The 19,604-nt window shown below is 55.3% G+C and carries 15 protein-coding genes; 13 read left to right on the top strand and 2 right to left on the bottom strand.

What is annotated here, in order from left to right; genetic code table 11:
- Positions 1 to 250: 250 nt before the first annotated feature.
- Positions 251 to 427 carry a hypothetical protein gene (locus AVI_RS31320; RefSeq protein WP_156582768.1) on the top strand — a complete coding sequence of 59 codons (177 nt, stop codon included), beginning with the start codon at positions 251 to 253 and terminating at the stop codon, positions 425 to 427.
- Between the two features lie 69 nt (positions 428 to 496).
- Positions 497 to 2,464 (top strand): putative bifunctional diguanylate cyclase/phosphodiesterase, encoded by a 1,968-nt coding sequence (locus tag AVI_RS28250; protein ID WP_015918671.1) that lies wholly within the window; start codon positions 497 to 499, stop codon positions 2,462 to 2,464.
- Positions 2,465 to 2,539: 75 nt separating this feature from the next.
- Here AVI_RS28250 and AVI_RS28255 read toward each other — a convergent pair whose 3' ends face one another.
- On the bottom strand, positions 2,540 to 4,267 hold the full coding sequence (locus AVI_RS28255) for a methyl-accepting chemotaxis protein (protein ID WP_015918672.1): 1,728 nt from the start codon (positions 4,265 to 4,267) through the stop codon (positions 2,540 to 2,542).
- A gap of 489 nt (positions 4,268 to 4,756) precedes the next feature.
- Here AVI_RS28255 and AVI_RS28260 point away from each other — a divergent pair, with 489 nt between their 5' ends.
- The 5 genes from AVI_RS28260 to AVI_RS28285 all read left to right on the top strand — a co-directional run bounded on the left by AVI_RS28260 (position 4,757) and on the right by AVI_RS28285 (position 13,428).
- Positions 4,757 to 6,115: a hypothetical protein gene (locus tag AVI_RS28260; RefSeq protein WP_015918673.1), complete on the top strand. Its 1,359-nt coding sequence runs from the start codon at positions 4,757 to 4,759 to the stop codon at positions 6,113 to 6,115.
- A gap of 45 nt (positions 6,116 to 6,160) precedes the next feature.
- The gene (locus tag AVI_RS30170) at positions 6,161 to 7,750 is read left to right on the top strand and encodes an AfsR/SARP family transcriptional regulator (protein ID WP_015918674.1); all 1,590 of its coding nucleotides are present in this window, start codon (positions 6,161 to 6,163) and stop codon (positions 7,748 to 7,750) included.
- Positions 7,751 to 8,385: 635 nt separating this feature from the next.
- Entirely contained in the window at positions 8,386 to 10,272 is a 1,887-nt protein-coding gene (locus AVI_RS28275) for a sigma-54-dependent Fis family transcriptional regulator (RefSeq protein WP_015918675.1), read from the top strand.
- A 164-nt stretch (positions 10,273 to 10,436) separates the two neighbouring features.
- On the top strand, positions 10,437 to 11,510 hold the full coding sequence (locus tag AVI_RS28280) for a 2,3-butanediol dehydrogenase (RefSeq protein ID WP_015918676.1): 1,074 nt from the start codon (positions 10,437 to 10,439) through the stop codon (positions 11,508 to 11,510).
- A 115-nt stretch (positions 11,511 to 11,625) separates the two neighbouring features.
- Positions 11,626 to 13,428, top strand: coding sequence for an NAD(P)/FAD-dependent oxidoreductase (locus tag AVI_RS28285; protein WP_015918677.1), 1,803 nt, complete (start codon positions 11,626 to 11,628; stop codon positions 13,426 to 13,428).
- Positions 13,429 to 13,729: 301 nt separating this feature from the next.
- Here AVI_RS28285 and AVI_RS28290 read toward each other — a convergent pair whose 3' ends face one another.
- Positions 13,730 to 14,404 (bottom strand): 4-carboxy-4-hydroxy-2-oxoadipate aldolase/oxaloacetate decarboxylase, encoded by a 675-nt coding sequence (locus tag AVI_RS28290; protein ID WP_015918678.1) that lies wholly within the window; start codon positions 14,402 to 14,404, stop codon positions 13,730 to 13,732.
- 154 nt (positions 14,405 to 14,558) lie between these two features.
- On the opposite strand from AVI_RS28290, the gene AVI_RS28295 reads away from it, so the two are divergent.
- The 6 genes from AVI_RS28295 (at position 14,559) to AVI_RS28320 (ending at position 19,589) form a co-directional block, all read left to right on the top strand.
- Positions 14,559 to 15,479 carry a LysR family transcriptional regulator gene (locus tag AVI_RS28295; protein WP_041700123.1) on the top strand — a complete coding sequence of 307 codons (921 nt, stop codon included), beginning with the start codon at positions 14,559 to 14,561 and terminating at the stop codon, positions 15,477 to 15,479.
- 175 nt (positions 15,480 to 15,654) lie between these two features.
- On the top strand, positions 15,655 to 16,074 hold the full coding sequence (locus AVI_RS28300) for an acetyl-CoA carboxylase biotin carboxyl carrier protein (RefSeq protein ID WP_015918680.1): 420 nt from the start codon (positions 15,655 to 15,657) through the stop codon (positions 16,072 to 16,074).
- Positions 16,071 to 17,444, top strand: coding sequence for an acetyl-CoA carboxylase biotin carboxylase subunit (accC, locus tag AVI_RS28305; RefSeq protein WP_015918681.1), 1,374 nt, complete (start codon positions 16,071 to 16,073; stop codon positions 17,442 to 17,444). Before AVI_RS28300 ends, accC begins: the two co-directional genes overlap by 4 nt.
- Positions 17,441 to 17,884, top strand: coding sequence for an acetyl-CoA carboxylase biotin carboxyl carrier protein (locus AVI_RS28310; RefSeq protein WP_015918682.1), 444 nt, complete (start codon positions 17,441 to 17,443; stop codon positions 17,882 to 17,884). The genes accC and AVI_RS28310 overlap by 4 nt, the downstream gene beginning before the upstream one ends.
- 8 nt (positions 17,885 to 17,892) lie before the next feature.
- Complete coding sequence (gene pxpB, locus AVI_RS28315; RefSeq protein WP_139192487.1) at positions 17,893 to 18,594, top strand: 5-oxoprolinase subunit PxpB; 702 nt, start codon at positions 17,893 to 17,895, stop codon at positions 18,592 to 18,594.
- A complete protein-coding gene (locus AVI_RS28320) occupies positions 18,591 to 19,589 on the top strand; it encodes a 5-oxoprolinase subunit C family protein (RefSeq protein ID WP_015918684.1) in 999 nt (332 codons plus the stop codon). Before pxpB ends, AVI_RS28320 begins: the two co-directional genes overlap by 4 nt.
- Positions 19,590 to 19,604 lie beyond the last annotated feature (15 nt).

Raw genomic sequence — 19,604 nt, forward strand, 5'->3', positions numbered from 1 at the left:
CCTCCTCAGCCCGGAATCTTGTCTGTCAGCGCCCTAAGGCTTGCACCTGAAGGAACAGTACCCAGGGTGCGAGTTCCGTCATTTCGAAACCGGCTGGAGCAATTGCAGGGATGATTGGCGCAAAGCAGTCGTGGATATCCATAATGAAATCATTACCCCGCCTTCCAAGACAGCAGTTCAAAGCAAGGAACTTCGACAGTCAGACCTGACGCAAATGGCGGCGTCCGCACGCTCAACCGGATGACTGCGCGTGGCCATCAAGAGTTCACCTGCGGTGCATGGAAAATCCAAAGGGTTGGGCTATCTCGACTGGAATCTGATCGCTGTAACACAGCCGACTCCGCGCTTGTTGATCTCACATGGACAGATTACAGATTTCATGGCTGACCAATTTATCAGCGCCGCAGAAGATTCTTTTTTTGATTGAACTTCGTTATGATTATATAAGTAATATGTAATTATAACGGCTGGCTGAACCATAATCCTGGATTAAACGATGCCGGTTTTCAAATTCTCTAAACTCGTTCGTGAATTGCTGACTGTCCGATCTGATAATCCCGATTTGCTAAAAGCCCAATATCGCGCTTTCTCCAGCCAAATGCCGATGATGTATTTCATCTTGCTGTCCAGCAGCTGGGCGTTGGCCATCACGCATTTTCAGTCCTCGCCCTTGTATCTTACCGTCGGCATGCCGCTTCTGTTTACGTGTCTAGGCGGCCTACGAATGGTATTCTGGTTGCGAAACCGCAGTGTTGAGCCGACAGCTGAAATGGCCCACGCCGCAATGACCTGCGCAAATCGTCTTGCCATTGTCATTGCAATCACATTTGCGGTTTGGTGTTACATGTTGTTACCTTATGGAGATGAATACGAGCGATCTTACGTCTCTTTCTACATGGCAATTACCGTAATGTCTTGCATATTCTGCTTGATGTATCTGCGATCTGCGGCAGTAATTGTTACTATAATCGTCAGCGTGTCATTTATAATATTTTTCATTTCACTTGAAAAAATTATTTGTATAGCCGTTGCGGTCAATATCATATTGGTTTGCGCAGGAATTATATCGGTTTTGCTCACGAATTACCGCAATTTCGAGCAGATGGTCCTATCACAACATAGGGCAGAAGCGTTGAGCAACGAAAATTTACGACTGGCCCACGTCGATAGCCTAACCGAGCTACCAAACCGACGAGCGTTTTTTTCGTATCTTGAATTCGAACTGACGAAAGCGAGTACCGTTGGTTCCAGGGTCGCCCTTGGCCTTATCGACCTCGACGGGTTCAAACCGATTAACGACCTTTACGGCCATTCGACAGGTGATCGGCTTTTGGTTGAAGTGGGAAAACGTCTGTTGGATCTTCCTGAGGGCCACAAAATCTTCCGGCTGGGCGGTGATGAATTTGCGGTGATTGCGACGAATTCTCTAGACGATGAACAGTTCTTAAGCGCCGCGAATGCACTGATTGAGCGGCTTCATCACCCTTTCCATATGGCGGAGGCCACCGTTCAGATTTCTGCATCAATGGGCATTGCAATCTATCCGGATCTCACATTGACGCCAGATAGATTGCTTGATCAGGCTGACTACGCCCTCTATCACGCAAAGAATACTCGACGTGGGAGTGCGGTATTGTTTAACGCGTGCCATGAAAGACAAATCAATATTAACGCCAGCATCGAACAAACACTCAAGCAAGCTGACATATCGCATGAAATGTCCGTCGTCTATCAGCCCATCATTGATATCAGACAGGGAAAGCCCGTTGGCTTCGAGGCGCTGGCCCGTTGGGAAAGCCCAACATTAGGCTGTGTATCGCCCGCCGAGTTTTTTCCTATTGCGGAGCGAGCCGGGATCGTCGGTCTTTTAACGAGACCACTTCTTAGAAAGGCACTTGATGCCGCAAGCCAATGGGATAGGGACCTCCGGCTATCGTTCAATCTTTCTGCTTACGATCTTAACTTGAGCGAAAGTGCAACGCTCTTGATTGATATCATCGAGAATGGGAAATTTGACGCAGGTCGTATTGATTTTGAAATTACCGAAACAGCATTCACACATGACTTCACACAGGTTAAGCGGTCCATTGAAATGCTGCGGTCACGTGGCTGCGGAATTTCTCTTGACGATTTTGGCATTGGTTACTCGAGCCTCACACGACTGCACTCTCTTCCACTCACCAAGATCAAGATTGATCGCAGCTTTGTCGTAGGTCTGGACAAGACACCTGCAAGTTATAAAATTGTTAAGTCCGTACTCGCTCTCAGCCAAGATATGGGATTGGAGTGTGTTGTTGAAGGTATAGAAACACACGACGAATTGGCGGCTCTACAGAAACTCGGCGGAATCCTCGTTCAAGGTTATATCTGTTCTCCGCCACTCCGAGAGTCAGACGTGGCGGAGTTCATTGCGCGAACGGCAGATACCAGTGCTTTTCAGGCGTCCGGCGTGTTCAATTTTTGATCCACGAGCGTTGATACTTGGACCATTCTGACGCCGCTGACTGAGCGTTAATACAGGTCATAAATAGTCTGTCGGTCAGGCCGCCGAGCGATTGCTTTCCCGCCTGTCGTTGTCACGCATTGCAGCGGAACTTCCCGGCTCGCGGATGGCACTGCGCCTGTTGAGCTGGAAGCGGTTTGCCAGTTCGCTCAGTTTAGCCGCGCCACTGGAAAGTGCTTCGCTGATGGCATTCATGCCGCTGACCATTCCCGCGTTCTGTTGTGTCATCTGGTCTAAGGCGTTGACCGCAGTGCTGATTTCCGTGAGGCTAGTGGATTGCTCCGACGCTGCCGTGGAAATGGCTTCAATATTAACATCGATAGATTGCACGAAGGACTCGATCCGGTTCAGCGCACTGCCGGTTTCCCCGACCAGACGTACACCGTCCTTCACTTCATTGGTCGATTTAGCGATCAATTCCGAAATTTCCTTGGCGGCCTTGGCGGAGCGTTGAGCCAACTCACGGACCTCCTGGGCCACGACCGCAAAGCCCTTGCCACTTTCACCAGCGCGGGCTGCTTCGACGCCTGCATTCAGGGCTAAAAGGTTGGTCTGGAAGGCAATTTCATCGATAACAGTGATGATATTACTGATTTCCTTCGAAGCGCCCTCGATGCGGCTCATGGCGGCGACGGTGAAGTTAACGACCTTTACGGACTCGGTTGCGGCCTGACGAGCGTCGCGCACCAAGTTTCGAGTATCTTTGGAACGCGCACTGGATTCTCTCACCGTCGCGGTTATTTCTTCCAATGCCGCAGAAGTCTGCTCCAGTGCGGCAGCCTGTTGCTCCGAGCGTTTTGCCAGGCTGGTCGATCCCTTGAGCATATCATGACTATTGGCGGAAACCGCCGCCGTTTCCGCCAGCACCTGCGCCAGGGTTTCCTGGAATTTGCCAATGGACATGTTGAAGTCTTTACGCAAGTGCTCGAAGGTTGGAATGAACGGCTCATCAATCGTCATTCGGATATTGCAGTCGGACAAGCGCTCAAGACCTGCACCAATCGCAGCAATGGCGTTGACGCGGCCGGTGACATCGATCGCGAATTTCACAACCTTGACGACCTTTCCCTTTTCATCTGTGATGGGGTTATAAGTGGCCTGAATATAGACTTTCTTGCCACCTTTCCCGATCCGCAAGAACTCGTCGCTCTGGAACTCATCTGCTCCAAGCTTGCGCCAGAACTCTTTGTAATCGGGGGACGCGATGTAAGCTTGTTCACAAAACATCGAATGATTTTTGCCAATGATCTCGCTGAGGTCGTAGTTCATCGCCTTGCAGAAATTCTCGTTGGCAGTCAAAATCTGGCCAGTCGGTGTGAACTCGATAACGGCCTGAGAACGCAACAACGCTTCCATCTTGCCGTCGCCATCCATAGCTTTGTTTGTGGACGCCGTAATGTCCGTGGCAATTTTTACAATTTTGTAAGGCTTACCCCCGCGAAAAACCGGATTGTAAGAGGCTTCGATCCAGATGGGGTCGCCCGATTTGGTGAACCGCTTATATTGGCGCTGGTCGAACTGGCCGGAAACGAGTTTTGCCCAGAAATCGGCATAGGCTTTAGTCTTCACCTCTTCAGGATCGAGAAAGATCCGATGGTGTTTGCCAATGATATCTGATTTTGCATATCCAAGCGTCTTGCAGAAATTGTCATTCGCATCAAGAATATTGCCCTGGATGTCGAATTCAATGACGCCTTGAGACCGATTTATGGCATCGAAAATAGCTTTGATGTCGCTTCCGAATACAATTGACAACAATCCCATAGCGCCGTCTCCTATTGATAGCGGAACATTATAATATATATTATTTAGGAATAATAAATATTACAAAATAAATACCAAAAGATCGTTTTTTTATTTTTGCGCTTTGTAAATTATATTGAAAATGCAAATCTGCACTCAATCCAGCATCATTCCGGCGATATCTGCTCGTGCCAAGGCGGTCCTAAATTGAAAGGGCGCGGCTGGATTGCCGCCTGATCCTGCCAGACGATGCCTGGTTCAAGCGCCAGGATTAACTGGGCATCACCGTCCATAGACCTCAAAGTCCTCATTGGGGACGACAAAGAAATTTTTGTGGCGCTACTCTATAAGTTCGGCGAAAGGCAGGTAACAATCTTCGATCGAACCCCCATCCGTTAATACACCTGGACAAGTTACAAAATACACGTAAAACACGTGTCAGGTTGCATATTTGCAATCCAAGACTCTTGGCTTTACATCGGTCTGACATCACCGAGCTGGGGAGCCACAATGAAAACTGTTCTTTTCTGTTTAGCCCTTTTTCTTTTGCCTATTTCATCTGCTTTTGCCGACTGTCCCGCCCCAATTGACAACAGCTTTGCAGCGGCGGCCAATGCCAAGTTCGACTGCTCCAGTAGCCTGCCCCTGAAAGGTCACGAAACAGACCGCAAGTTCCAGGTTCATTATGATTTTCCAAAGACCTTGCCCGATACCAGCAAGCTGCCATGGCTGACGATCGATCCCTTCAAGAATCCCGCTGACTATATGCAGGCCGTCTTGAATTACGTCACCAAGGTGAACGCTCGCCCTGAGATTGATTGGCGCATCCAGGATAATAAGGTCGAGGAATGGTGCGATGCGCCATGGTTCTTCATGCTGAGGGAGCCACTGCACGGTATGACCACCGAACGGTGGTCTCGTCCGAAGGAGCTTCACGCGCTCCAAACAGATTGGGAGCGTACTTTCGCTGTCGGGATCTACAACGATGTGGCCTGCTACGGTTTTGGTCAGATCTGGGCCGATCCGGCCTTTCCCAAAACCCTTGACTTTGCATTCGCGGACGGTGCCGTGGCGGCCAAAATGCTGTTCACGTCAGCAAAGCCTTCCAGCGTTCCTTATCTTGCAGGGTCAAAGGAGTGGGACGTTGCCGGAGAAAAGGACGGCAGCACCATGACGATGCGGCTTCTGCAATTTGATCTGTCGATTAAGGACAAACGTTCGCCCAACGGCTGGTTCTTCGGGACATTCGTCTATAATGCCATGCAGCCCGGTGATACGCCGTATCAGCGCCTGGTTCCGGTCGGCCTGATCTGGGGAAGCGACCCTGCGTTGAATGCAAAAGCATATCTGGAACAAGCCATGTCGCCGACCGAAAGCTGGGTCAATCCTGCCGTCGCCACGATGTTTTATCCCCTCCCGAGACAGCATCTCGGCCTTTTCGGGCGCGCCAATGGCCCCGTCGACAACCCAATGTCCGCCTGCATTACATGTCATCAACGCGCGCTTGACTGGGGGACAGCAGTCTTGCCTGACAGCCCTGAAGCGGCGCAAGCGGCGGAACTGTTACCAGATGTTCCCACTGATCCATACAACGACTCAGCCGTCGCCGCCTATTTCAGAAACATTGGGTCCAATTCACCCGTGCCGGACACGCAGTCGCTTGATTATGTTTTGCAGGTTTCAAAAGGAATTTCTGCCTTCCGCAATTGGGTGAAGACCGATTTTCCTGATCATGCCGCATCCACCTCGGATGTCCCGCCCTACCCCTTCAAACCCGGCAACACAATCACCGTGACGCCTGTTGACATTACTGCTCCTGGCGCTGAAAAACTTGAACTCGATCCAACCGGCAAGCTTTTCCTTCGCTGATATGATATGATACTTTAAATATATTCCGTCTCCAGGGGGCTGCACATGTTGTCATTAAACATCTTTGGCCGCTTTCTGATTGTCGACTCTCATGGGTGCGACCGCAGCCCGAGAGGATCGAAGGCGCGCGGGATAGTAGCGTTACTTGCCATGTCACAAGGCTACTCCCGCAACCGGACTTGGTTGCAGGATAAGCTGTGGAGCGATCGAGATTCCAAGAGGGGGTCGGACAGCCTTCGCCAAACGCTCGTCGACATACGACGGGCGTTTGGCCCCTATCAAACGATATTGAAAGCGGATCGGGAAAAGGTAGCACTTGATCCAACCCGCTTTTCGATAAAATACCGGCTCATGCCCGCCTCGAATGACTGGAATAATGAGCAGGACGCATTTGCCGACCTCGACATTCGTGACCCTGAGTTTGAAGACTGGATCCGGAACTTACGAGCCTCTCTTGCGGACAAGGCGCGGATCAGTCCGCCCCATGCCCTACGCAGTCATACCGCCCCCAAACCCGCAATTTTTTTCCAATTCCTATCCGACAACCAACCTTCGAGTGAATTGACGTCAAGTCGACTGATGACACTGACAACGACGTCGCTCCGCGATTTAGACGATTTTGAAATCTTTCCCCGTCACGCTGCCATCGGCGGCACTCTCCCTCCCTTGCCTGTCAAGGGCCTCACTGTCGCAGTGCGGACCGTAACTTTAGGTCGAGACAGCCATGTGGCTATTGCCCTCAGCCATGCAGGGACTGGACAGCTCTATTGGTCGCGAACCACTCAAATATCGGCATCACACACAGAGTTGCTGCATCACGAATCCGGGATTCTTGTCCAAGCCATTCTTTCAACGTTGCGCGAGCGGAAGGATCAGCTTGGAATCTCACATTCGGGAGCCATGCTCGCCAATCATGCGCGGGCCTTGATCTTCCGATTTGATCGGCAAAGTTTAAGAGATGCAGACGTCAATCTGCGCTATGCCTATGATCGCGATCCGCGCCCGCAATATCTGGCATGGCGGGCATTCCTGCGCAACATGGCACAGTTCCAGCATTGCAGCAGCGCATTCCTGGACGACAAGATCACATCGACGGAACTGGTACAGGAAGCGCTGCGCGAGGACGCTGGTAGCGCCAGCATCCTGGGCATCGGGGCCCATCTCGAATATCTTGGAGGCGGTTCAAGCCGTGGTTCACTGCGGCTTGCTGAACGCGCTGTCAGCCTTGACCCGCTGAACGCAGTCAATCTGGCGATTTTATCCAATACGGAACTGGTTCTCGACAAGCTTAGGGATAGTCAAGGATCGGCTTTAAGCGCACTTGCATTAACAGGCGGAGGAGAGCACAGGGCCTTTGTCGAATTCTTTTGCTGTATGTCCGCCGCCGCGTTGGGCGAATATGCAACGGCCATAGGTCACGCAGAAGCAGCGCTTATTCTGCGTCCCGCATTTCGTGCGCCCCTCAGGTATTTGATTGCACTTTACAAGCAGGCGGGCATGATCGAGCAAATGGATCGAGCCGTCTCCCGGTTGCAACAATTCGAGCCTGACTTCCTGCCTGCACGCTTTCTCGACAGCGATTATCCGGTCACAACCATGCGACGGATTCGGTTGATTGACGCCATCGCCAGTTAGTTATCCAAGCGCTTCAAACTCACGGACGATTCACGCTGGACTCACGATAGCAGACTATCGTCGCGTTATAGAAACACGTAGGAACAACTATGAGTAATAACCGTATGGTTGTCGACCATCTGAAGGCTGCATTGCTTGCGACAAACGCAGACAAGACGTTTCTTGCCTACCTCATTCAAATGGCGCTGATTGAGTGCGCGACCGCTCCGCAGGTTTTTGGGTCAACGCCGACTATGAATGAGTGTCGCGGGTCGACCCCTATGATCAGCCCCGTAAGACCTTAATTTACTGAATAAAAATGCAGCCTGGATGGGGCAAGATCGGTGCCGGTCATGCCCCATCCTGCAAAAATTTTTCATTTAAAATCAGGTATTTACTGCCTTTTCTAGCCGCCTCAATCTTCAGCGCTGTTGCACAGGCCTTCAAAAACGGCTCCACATGGAGCCAGCTAGGCCCAGCTTAAAGATAGTTGCCAGCCTGCCATTGTTAGCCATTTGTTTGCCGCGAAAGCAACCTGCCCGACAATCGCTACGCGTGACCGACAAGATGTCTCGAAGCATTAGGCGCTTCTGGCAATTGGGGCTATGATCTCCTTAAAGATCACGGGAGGCGGCTTTTCAAGAGCCGGTGATTTCATGGGTTTTGCCGATCACGTCAAGGAAATCGAGCGCGTCGGGCAGGGAAGCAATACCGGCCGCGACGCCATTGTCGTGGAATCCTGGCGGCGTTGCCTGGAGACCTACCAGCTCGACCCGGCGCAAGCGCGTGAGGCGGTTATCGTCTCGCAAACACGCCTGCGCGAACATCGTCAGCAGGCGGAGGACCTCGTACACATCGCACGCTCTGGGCTGGAGCGGCTCTACCGGCAGGTTGCCGAGCAGAATTATGTTCTTCTCCTCTCCGACCGGCAGGGCGTAACCGTCGAATTTCTCGGTGATCCCTCCTTCAACAACAACTTGCGAAAGGCCGGGCTCTATCTCGGCTCGGAATGGTCCGAGCCCCGCGCTGGCACGTGCGCTGTTGGCGCCTGCCTGGCCACCGGCGAGGCTCTGACGATCCATCAGACCGACCATTTTGACATCACCCATACACCACTCTCCTGCACCGCTGCACCGATCTATGACACGCAAGGCGCGTTGGCAGCGGTCCTCGATATTTCGCTGCTGAGCTCACCCATCTTAAAGACGAGCCAGAATATGGCACGTCATCTTGTCTCCTCGACCGTGCGGCGCATCGAGCTCGCCAATCTCATGGCGAACAGTCGACACGACCTGGTGCTGCGCTTTGCTGGCGCGCCGGAATTTCTCGATGTTGATCCGGAAGCGGCGATTTCCGTCGATGGCGCCGGACGCATCACCGGCATGACGCATGGCGGCGCGCGGCTTCTCGCTGCCTCGCGTGGAATTGACTGGCGACAGCCCGAGCTTGTGCTTGGCCAGCCGGTCGCGGATTTTTTCGAGGCAGGCTTGGACGAGCTCGCTTCGCTGACCCGCGCCAGCCTGCCGCAAGACCGGCGGATTGCCGTGCGCGATGGGTCGGTCCTCTTTGCCCATGCGATCGAGCCGCAACAGCGCGTGGCCGGGACGCCGCTCGTCCGAGCTCTTCGGTCGCCGCCAGCCATGAACCTGCTCGGCGGCAGTGTCGAAATCATGGACAGCCTTCGCCGCAAGATCGCCAAGCTCGCACCGAGCGCACTGCCGATCCTGCTTCAGGGCGAGACCGGAACCGGCAAGGAATATCTGGCACGCATCATCCACGAGGTGAGCGGGTTGTCAGGCCGCTTCGTTGCGGTCAATTGCGCAGCAATCCCTGAACAGCTGATCGAAAGCGAATTGTTCGGCTATGCGCCAGGCGCCTTCACCGGCGCCCTTGTCAAGGGACGAAAGGGGTTGGTCGAGGAAGCGGTGGGCGGAACCCTGTTCCTCGACGAAATCGGCGACATGCCATACGCCGCGCAAAGCAGGTTGCTCAGGGTTCTGGCCGAGGGTGAGGTGTTGCCGGTCGGCGGTTCGGTGGCGCGCAAGGTGGAGTTTCGCGTCGTGTCTGCGTCGCATCGGTCTTTGGCCGACATGGTCGCAACCGGCGCATTCCGGCAAGACCTCTATTACCGGCTGAATGCCGCCGTACTATCCCTTCCACGGCTTTGTGAGCGCGGCGACTTGCCATGGCTCCTCGACAAGTTGCTCGAAAAACATGCTCCGGTGAACCGATCGCTCAGGCTTTCAAACACTGCCCGCCTTTTGATCCTCAATCATCGCTGGCCAGGCAATATCCGCGAGCTGGACAATGCGATCGCCTTCGCCGCAGCCCTGTGCGACGATGGGCTGATTGAGGTAACGGACCTTCCAGAACAGCTGGCTGCCAACGTGCAGCTGCCTGGCGACGACAGCCCTGAAGCCGAACTTCGCGCGGTGCTCGCCGCTTGCCATGGCAATGTTTCCGAGGCGGCGCGCCGCCTCGGTATTGATCGCACCACAATGCATCGCCGTATGCGCAGGTTCGGCATAGACAGGCCGCATTGAGCATCCGGACTGTGGCATACGCCACACCTGTCGCGCCACAGCTGTGGCGTAGCGAAACCTGCCCCGCCTCGAAAACTGAATAATTCCAGTCCTTCGCCCTGCCAGGAGCCACTGGCACGGGTATTGCTCTTCTCTTGGCATCGACAGCAGCCAAGGGAGGAAACATGCGCGCGCTTAGATTTCATGCAGCCAAGGATTTGCGACTGGACGACATTGCCGAGCCGAAGCGACCGGGACCAGGTCAGGTTCTGGTCCGTAATCGCTTCGTCGGGATTTGCGGCACGGATCTTCATGAATACAGCTACGGCCCGATCTTCATCCCGACCGAGCCACACCCCTTCACCGGCGCCCATGGCCCGCAAGTGCTCGGCCATGAATTCGGCGGCTTCGTCGAGGCGATTGGCGAGGGCGTTACGTCCGTTGTTGTTGGCGACCGCGTATCCATCCAGCCCCTCGTCATGCCAAGGTCCGGCGACTATTTCGCCGATCGCGGCCTTTTCCACTTAAGCACGCAGTTAGCGCTGGTGGGCTTGAGCTGGGATGGCGGCGGCATGGCCGACGCAGCGCTCGTCAATGACTACAATGTCCAGAAAATCCCGGAGGAGATGAGCGATGAAGAGGCAGCCCTGGTCGAGCCAACGGCGGTTGCTGTCTATGCCTGCGATCGCGGCGGCGTAACGGCTGGCACAAGCGTCCTCGTGACGGGCGCTGGTCCCATCGGCATGCTGACGTTGCTTGCCGCGCGCGCGGCGGGCGCCACCCAGCTTTTTGTGTCCGACCTCAATGACTCCAGGCTCGCGCTTGCGAAAGGGGTGTTGCCCGATGTCATCACGATCAACCCGCAGCGCGACAATGTCGGTGATGTCGTTCGCTTGCAAACGGAAGGCAACGTCGGCTGCGATGTCGCCATCGAATGCGTAGGCAACGAACATGCGCTGAAGGCCTGCGTCGACGCCGTGCGCAAGCAGGGCGTCGTGGTCCAGACCGGGTTGCATCCGCATGAAAATCCGATCGACTGGTTCCAGGTGACATTCAAAGATCTCGAAATCAAAGGGTCCTGGGCCTACCCGACACATTATTGGCCACGGGTCATCAGGCTGATTGCTTCCGGCCAGCTGCCGGCAATGAAGATCGTCACCAAGCGCGTCACCCTCGACACAGCTGTCAAAGAAGGCTTCGACGTCCTGCTCGACCCGGCGGGAGCCCAACTCAAGATCCTGATCGATCTTTCGAAATAGCGTCGTGGCCAAAGCCTGTTGCGGGAGAGGAGACCGCGCAGGTGATGGCCGCTTCGAAAGGCGCCTGGAGGGGCGCTTCATCACCGATGACACAAGCACTACGGAGGAGAAGACCATGCTTGATATCAGCCCAGCTACCAAGATAGACACGGTTTTGTCGAAGCTCGGCAAAGCGCTTGAAAGCGGCGACATTGATGCCGCCGTCAACCTGTTTCAGACCGATTGCTATTGGCGCGATCTGGTGACATTCACCTGGAACCTTAAGACACTCGAGGGTCACGAGCAGATCCGAGAGATGCTGAAGAGCCAGCTTGGCGCCATCACACCCTCGAATTTCGTACAGGATCCAAAAGAGCCCGCCACTGATGCTGGTGGGATCACTGACGGCTGGTTCGAGTTCGAAACGGGCGTCGCACGCGGTTACGGACATATCCGCCTGAAGGATGGGCGGATATGGACCCTCTTGACCACCATGACCGAATTGAAGGGCCATGAAGAGCCGAAAGGCATCCGCCGCCCGATGGGGGCCGAGCACGGCCATGACCGTAACCGCATGACCTGGAAAGAAAAGCGCGAGAGCGAGAGCGCCGAGCTGGGCTATTCGGCGCAACCCTATGTCGTTATCATCGGTGGCGGCCAGGGAGGCATTGCCCTTGGCGCACGGCTTCGCCAGCTGGGTGTGCCAACAATCATCATCGAGAAGAACGAGCGCCCGGGCGACAGCTGGCGCAAGCGCTACAAGTCACTCTGCCTGCACGACCCCGTCTGGTACGATCATTTGCCGTATATTCCCTTCCCGGAAAACTGGCCCGTCTTCACCCCGAAGGACAAGGTAGGCGACTGGCTGGAAATGTATACCAAAGTCATGGAGTTGAACTACTGGAGCTCCACGACCTGCAAGTCGGCGCAATTCGATGAAGCGACCGGCGAATGGACAGTCATTGTTGAACGCGCCGGCAAGGAAATCGTGCTCAAGCCAAAGCAGCTGGTGCTGGCGACGGGCATGTCGGGCAAGGCCAATGTGCCGAATTTCCCCGGTCAGGATGTGTTCAAGGGTGAACAGCAACATTCCTCGCAACATCCGGGGCCTGATGCCTATGCCGGCAAGCGAGTGGTGGTGATCGGCTCCAACAATTCCGCCCACGATATCTGCGCAGCGCTCTGGGAAGCCGGCGCCGATGTCACCATGCTGCAACGGTCATCCACCCATATCGTCAAATCGGGTTCACTGATGGAGATCGGTCTGGGCGATCTCTACTCGGAAAGGGCGGTGCAGGGCGGCATGACCACGCGTAAGGCCGACCTGATTTTTGCATCCCTGCCCTACCGGATCATGCATGAGTTTCAGATCCCGATTTACAACAGGATTCGTGAACAGGACGCAGATTTTTATAAGGCACTGGAAGAGGCCGGCTTCATGCTGGACTTCGGCGACGACGAGTCTGGCCTGTTCATGAAATATCTGCGACGTGGATCGGGCTATTACATCGATGTCGGCGCCTGTGATCTGGTGATTGACGGCTCGATCAAGCTCAAATCCGGCGTGGACGTCTCGCATTTGACCGAAAACGCCGTCGTGCTGAAGGATGGTACCCAGTTGCCAGCGGATCTCGTGGTCTATGCCACCGGCTATGGCTCGATGAACGGCTGGGCGGCCGATCTCATTTCGCGCGACGTCGCTGACAAAATCGGCAAATGTTGGGGGCTCGGCTCCGATACGACTAAGGACCCCGGTCCCTGGGAGGGCGAACAACGCAACATGTGGAAGCCGACGCAACAGGACGCACTGTGGTTCCACGGCGGCAACCTGCACCAGTCACGACACTATTCGCAATATCTGTCATTGCAGCTGAAAGCTCGTCAAGTCGGCATCGATACGCCCGTCTACGGCATGACCAGACCGCATCATCTGTCGTAAAGCCCATAGGGGGCGCCAGCCTGGCTGGTGCCCCCTATGATTGGTCCTGTAAGGTCGTGATTTGCGGAAATGAAATAGAGATCGGGTAGGGTGGCGATCGGAGCCGATGACGCAGTGCTTTCGTTGAAATTTTGCAAGTAAAATCAGTTGCCTATCGCCCTTTCAAACGAGGCCTACCTTCTTTACTGTTTCACATCTTTACGCCATGACCATCGTCAGACGGATCGCACGCCAATGATGATTTCTCGGACAGACTCTTAGATTTTAAGGGGAATTTCAAATCCATGTCCGGAGCACCCGCTCACGCTTCGACCGAAAATCCTTTAGCCCTCAGCACGGGCTCAAGATTACTGACTTCAATGACCGACTTCCCCGCCTTATAAGCGGCAATATAGCCAGCTTCAGCATCTTCCCGGGCTTGGGCAAGTGCGGCAACATCCACCGCCTCCTGTCGGCGGACCACCACCAGACCGTCGGCATCACCGACGATAATGTCGCCCGGAAAAACAAGCTCATCGCCAATGACAATCGGGTCGTTCACTGCGGTCAAGGTTTCCTTCACGGTTCCCTTGATGCAAACACTGAGTGAAAATACCGGAAAGCCAAGATCTCGAAGCTGCAAGGTATCGCGCACACCTGTATCAGTCACAAGGCCACCAATGCCTTTGGCGAGGCAGGCATTGGCCAGAACATCACCGAATGACCCCGCCTCCTCGTATTCGCCGCCGGACACCACGATGATGTCGCCCGGTTGCGCATAATTGATCGCCAGTTGCAGCATGATGTTGTCGCGTGGCGCAGACTTGACCGTGAAAGCAGGCCCGCAAAGCTTCATGCGGTAATCCACTGGCTTGATGCGGGAGGAAAGCGCACCGCGACGACCCTGCGCTTCATGCAGGGTCGCAGGCGAGAATTTCGCAATCGCATCAATCTCTTGCTGGCTTGGACGCTCGGGAATTTTCTTAATGTGGATCATGGCAACCTCAAAACAGCTTCGTTCGATAGGGCGAAACGGCGCAGGTTAACCCCAGCCCTTGCGCGGTCTCCTCCGTTTTAAGAGGCTTGCGCTATGCCAACAAATATATATTGACGATACTTGATATATGAATGCTGTATATCAGGAGGCAGCCTTGGCATTGGATGTAACAAAAATGCGCTATTTTGCGCGCATTGCAGAGCTAGGCTCCTTTACCCGTGCCGCCAGTGAGCTGGGTGTAGCCCAACCAGCGCTGAGCTTGCATGTGCGCGCGCTGGAAGACCAACTGGGGCTGCAATTGCTCAACCGGACCTCGCGTGGCGTCGTGGTAACGGAGGCAGGCCAAACGCTGCTGGTCCATGCTCAGGCAATCCTTCGGGCGGTAGAGCAGGCCGAAGCCGCAACGCGGGAGCAGGCGAAATATCCAAGTGGTGATGTCTCGCTTGGTATTCTCAGCTCGCTGTCTCCCATTCTCTCCATTCCGGTTCTGGAAGCATGTGACCGCCGGTTTCCAAAAATCCGCCTGACGATCAGCGAGGGCGATAGCCAGACCCTGCGCACAGCGACCGATATCCATGCGCATGATCTAGCCGTGAACCTTCTGGATGTTGCCAAACCAACGGCGGTGCCTTTGTTTGACGAGCGGCTCTATGCCGTCGGGCCTCTGAATGCCTTTACCCAAAGGCAGAATGATTTGCCGCTCCGCGAAGCTTTGAGCCTTCCGCTGATCATGCCCTCGCAGCGTCATGGAATTCGCATCCTTTTGGAAAAGCAGGCCCTTATTCTTGGTCAAAAAATCAATATTGTTCGGGTGATCGAGGGAGTGGCCAGCACCAAAGCGGCTATCCGTGCCGGGTTGGGATTGACCATTCTGGGTCGGGGAGCCGTCTACGCCGATCATCAGGCAGGACAACTCTCGGTCATTCCACTGAGGGCACCGGAGCTGTTTCGACGCCTTGTGCTGGATATGCCGGTCAATCATCCACCGACCAAGGCGGTTCTTGAGGTGAGACAGATCCTGATGGAGGTCATCAAGCGTCTCGGTGGAGAGGGCCATTGGAGCTGTCTCGCCTAAGAACTGCGCCCCGCTTTTCCATGGCGGGCGCGCACCATTCAAACTTTGTTTGCCCCCATCACAGGAAGGGTCGTGCTAGCTGTTTTTGAACGTCTTTACGGATCAATCCTGCTGAAACGCAATTGCTCTGGCCTCTGAAGACGGCATGATGACACTATCACATCCGGTGGTTTGAATGGATCTCGACAAGATCAAAACGCTCATAGACTTTGTTGGTCAATCCCGTATTTCGGAGTTGAGCGTCACCGAAAACGGCACGACAGTTCGGATTTCCCATTACCCGCATGCGCAGGATGCCATCGCAATCGGCCCAAAAGACAGCGTGGCAGAGACACCAAAGCCGTCCGCTAGTGGAGGTGTCGATACCGTATCTGCACCCGTGTTTGGCATTTTTCACCGCGCTCCCAATCCCGGAGCAAACCCCTTTGTTTCGGTTGGCGATTCCGTGGAGGTGGGCCAAAGCCTGTTCATCGTTGAAGCCATGAAAGTGTTCAACACCATTACGGCAGAGCGCGCAGGCAAGGTTGTTCGTTTGCTTGTTGAGGACGGCCAAGAGGTGGATGCCGGGCAGCCCATGCTGGAGATTGCCGGATGACATCGGACACGAAACGCCCCTTTGATACGGTTCTGATTGCCAATCGTGGCGAGATTGCCCTGCGCATCCAGCGCGCCTGCCGGGAACTTGGCCTGCGCACCGTGATGATCTGCTCTGAGGCCGACCGCGATGCGCCCTATGGCGCAACCGGGGATGAATTCATCTGTATCGGCCCTTCTGCGCCGGGTCGCAGCTATTTCAATCAATCCGCAATTCTTCTGGCCATGCGGGCATCTGGTGCGGGTGCGGTGCATCCGGGCTACGGCTTCCTGTCGGAAAACGCTGATTTTGCCGAAGCTGTTGAGCAGGCCGGGCTGACCTTCATAGGCCCACCAGCCTCTGCCATTCGCATTATGGGTGATAAAATCGCCGCCAAGCGGGCAATGATCGAGGCAGGCGTGCCTTGCGTGCCGGGACCAGACACGGCCCTTGGCGAAGACATGGCTGATATTGCCGAGATCGCCGCCAAAATTGGCTATCCAGTGATTATCAAGGCCGCGGGCGGCGGCGGTGGACGCGGCATGCGCATTGTGCGCGATGCGGCGGCGCTTGCTGATGCCGTTTCCATCACCCGTGAGGAAGCGCGGCGGGCTTTTGGCAATCCCGAGCTTTACATGGAAAAGTTTCTTGAGAAGCCACGCCATGTGGAAATTCAGGTGTTGTGCGATAATTTCGGCAATGCCGTTTGGCTTGGCCATCGCGATTGCTCCATGCAGCGCCGCCACCAGAAAGTGGTGGAAGAAGCGCCATCACCCGGTATTCCCGCCGATGTTGCGGCGACTGTGGGTGCACGTTGCGTGGCGGCCTGCCAGCGGATTGGCTATCGCGGCGTCGGCACGTTTGAGTTTCTCTATGAGAATGGCGAATTCTATTTCATTGAAATGAACACCCGCCTTCAGGTGGAACATCCCGTGACCGAGATGACCAGCGGGTTGGATATTGTCTGTGAGCAATTGCGCGTGGCGCTTGGCCTGCCGATGATGCTGACCCAAGCGGATATTCAAACCAACGGCCATTCGTTTGAATGCCGGATCAATGCCGAAGACCCTTACACCTTTGCCGGATCACCGGGCAAGATCACCGCTTTACAGCTTCCCTCCGGCGAGGGCGTGCGGGTCGATACCCATGTTGTGGAAGGCTATACCGTGCCTGCCCATTATGACTCCCTGATTGCCAAGCTGATTGTGCATGCCCCAACCCGCGACGAGGCCATAGTGCGCATGCGCGCAGCTCTGGACGCACTCAAGATCGACGGGATCACCACCAATATCGCGCTGCATAAGGCGATTTTTGAAGATGCGGGCTTTTGCGCGGGTGGGGCCGATATCCACCATCTTGAAAAATGGTTGAGCAAGCGGAGCGCAGCATGACAACACGCACTCGTTCCAAATCCCGATCCGCCGCGGATTTCACCAGTCCAGAGGTGATCGCAACGCTCACAGCATGGTTGGAGCAGGCCGGTGTCAGCACCATCGCCATTGAGCGCGACGATCAGCAGATCAAAATCGTGATGGCGGGAGGGGCAGCCCAAATTTCACTCCAGACGCGAGATAAGCAAAAACCTGCTTCATCCGTTGCGGTTAAGGCTCCCTGCGTGGGGCATTTTCTGGCCCATCACCCAGCTCGCGCCGATGAAGCGGCAAAAGATGGGCCTGTGGTCAAAGCAGGCGATACGGTCGGCTTTGTCAAAATTGGCCCCGTACTTCTGAATGTTATCGCACCGCAAGACGGCATTCTTGGCGAAGCCTTGGTCAAAAGCGGCACCCTCGTTGGCTATGGCGACCCTTTGTTTTTGGTCGAACAACCCTGATGGCGACAATGGATATGAAAACCCTGACACATCCCGCAGTGATTGCTTCCTCCACAGCGGATATGCCGAAAATCTCTGCCATTGGCACCAAAGCCTTTGTGGTGGATGCGCCCGGCCCGTTTGATTTGGCCTCGCAGCGGCGTATCTGGGCCTTATCCGCCATAGTTCAGGATTGGCCGGATGTGCAGGAAATTGTGCCGGGCATGACCAATCTGCTGTTGGTGCTGCATCACACGCCTGAAGACCACGCGGCCATCGCAAGCCGCCTGCTGGAAGCATGGAATGCGGCGCAAGGCATGGATTTGACCGGGAAAACCGTTGAAATCCCGGTGACCTATGGTGGAGACCATGCCACTGATCTTCCTGCGCTTTGCGATCTTTCCGGCCTATCAGATCGCGATATTGTCAAAATTCATGCGGCTGGTACCTACACCGTGTTTGCACTGGGTTCTGCACCGGGCTTTGGCTACCTGCATGGACTTGACCCGCGCATTCACATGCCGCGAAAAACCGTGCCATCGCTGAAAATGGCGCGTGGCTGCCTGACCATTGGCGGCATGCAGACCGGGGTTGCAGTCTTGACCGGGCCGAATGGCTGGAACTCCATCGGCTTTGCCGACGTGCCGATGTTTGATCCCATGGCGGCCTCGCCTGCCCTGCTGGCTCCCGGCGATACGGTGCGCTTTATTGCCGAGAGGATCGAGCTATGATCGAGGTTCTCACCACTGGCCCCCTCAACACCGTGCAGGATCTTGGCCGTTTTGGATTTCGCAACATCGGCGTCACCACCTGTGGCGCGATGGACCCTGTTGCGCTGAAAATCGGCAATCTGATGCTGGGCAATGATGAGGGGGCCGCAGGCCTTGAGATTCAGACCTTTCCCTTTCGGCTGCGGTTTGAAAAGGACGGTTTTGTCGCTATCACCGGAGCCGACTGCGCGGCAACGCTGGACGGCAAAGCCATGCCGCCATGGTGGGCGCTTCCGGTTTTCGCAGGGCAAGAGCTTGAGCTGAAAACACCCACCAAAGCGGCTCGGGCCTATCTGTGCTTTTCCGGTGGCATTGATGTGCCGCTGGTGATGGGGTCTCGCAGCACGTCGTTGCGGGGAGCCTTTGGCGGTTATCACGGGCGGTTTTTGGCGGTTGGTGATCGTCTCGCTTTAGGTGAGGCGCAGGCTCTGCCGATCCCATCCTCCGGTTTCGGCGTGATGCCGCCAGAGGTGGCATTGCAGGATCATTTTCCAGCGGTTGAGAATGGCATTTTGCCCATCCGCGCCCTGCCCGCAGGCGAGCATGACTGGTTTGGCGAAGAATCGATGCGGTTCTGGGCGCAGGATTGGAAAATCTCCTCCCAGAGCGACCGCACCGGCTATCGCCTGTCTGGCGCTCCGGTGAAGCTCAAGGAGCATGTTGAAATGCGCTCCCATGGCGTGGTCACAGGCGTGGTGCAGGTGCCGCCTGCGGGTGAGCCGATCATTCAAATGAGCGATGCCAATACCGCAGGCGGTTATCCCAAAATGGCGGGTGTGATTGACATTGACCTCTGGCGCTTGGGCCAAGCCCGCATTGGCAGCCGCATCCGCTTTGTTCAATCCACTCTGGCTGAGGCGAAAGCCGCAGAACAAGCCGTGGCGGGCTATTTGGCCGACATTCGCAACACCGTGCCGCTGTTGACCGACGCCCTCGCCACCATGACCAAGCGCTAAATCTGAGGATAGATG

The sequence above is a fragment of the Allorhizobium ampelinum S4 genome, assembly GCF_000016285.1.
Taxonomy (GTDB): domain Bacteria; phylum Pseudomonadota; class Alphaproteobacteria; order Rhizobiales; family Rhizobiaceae; genus Allorhizobium; species Allorhizobium ampelinum.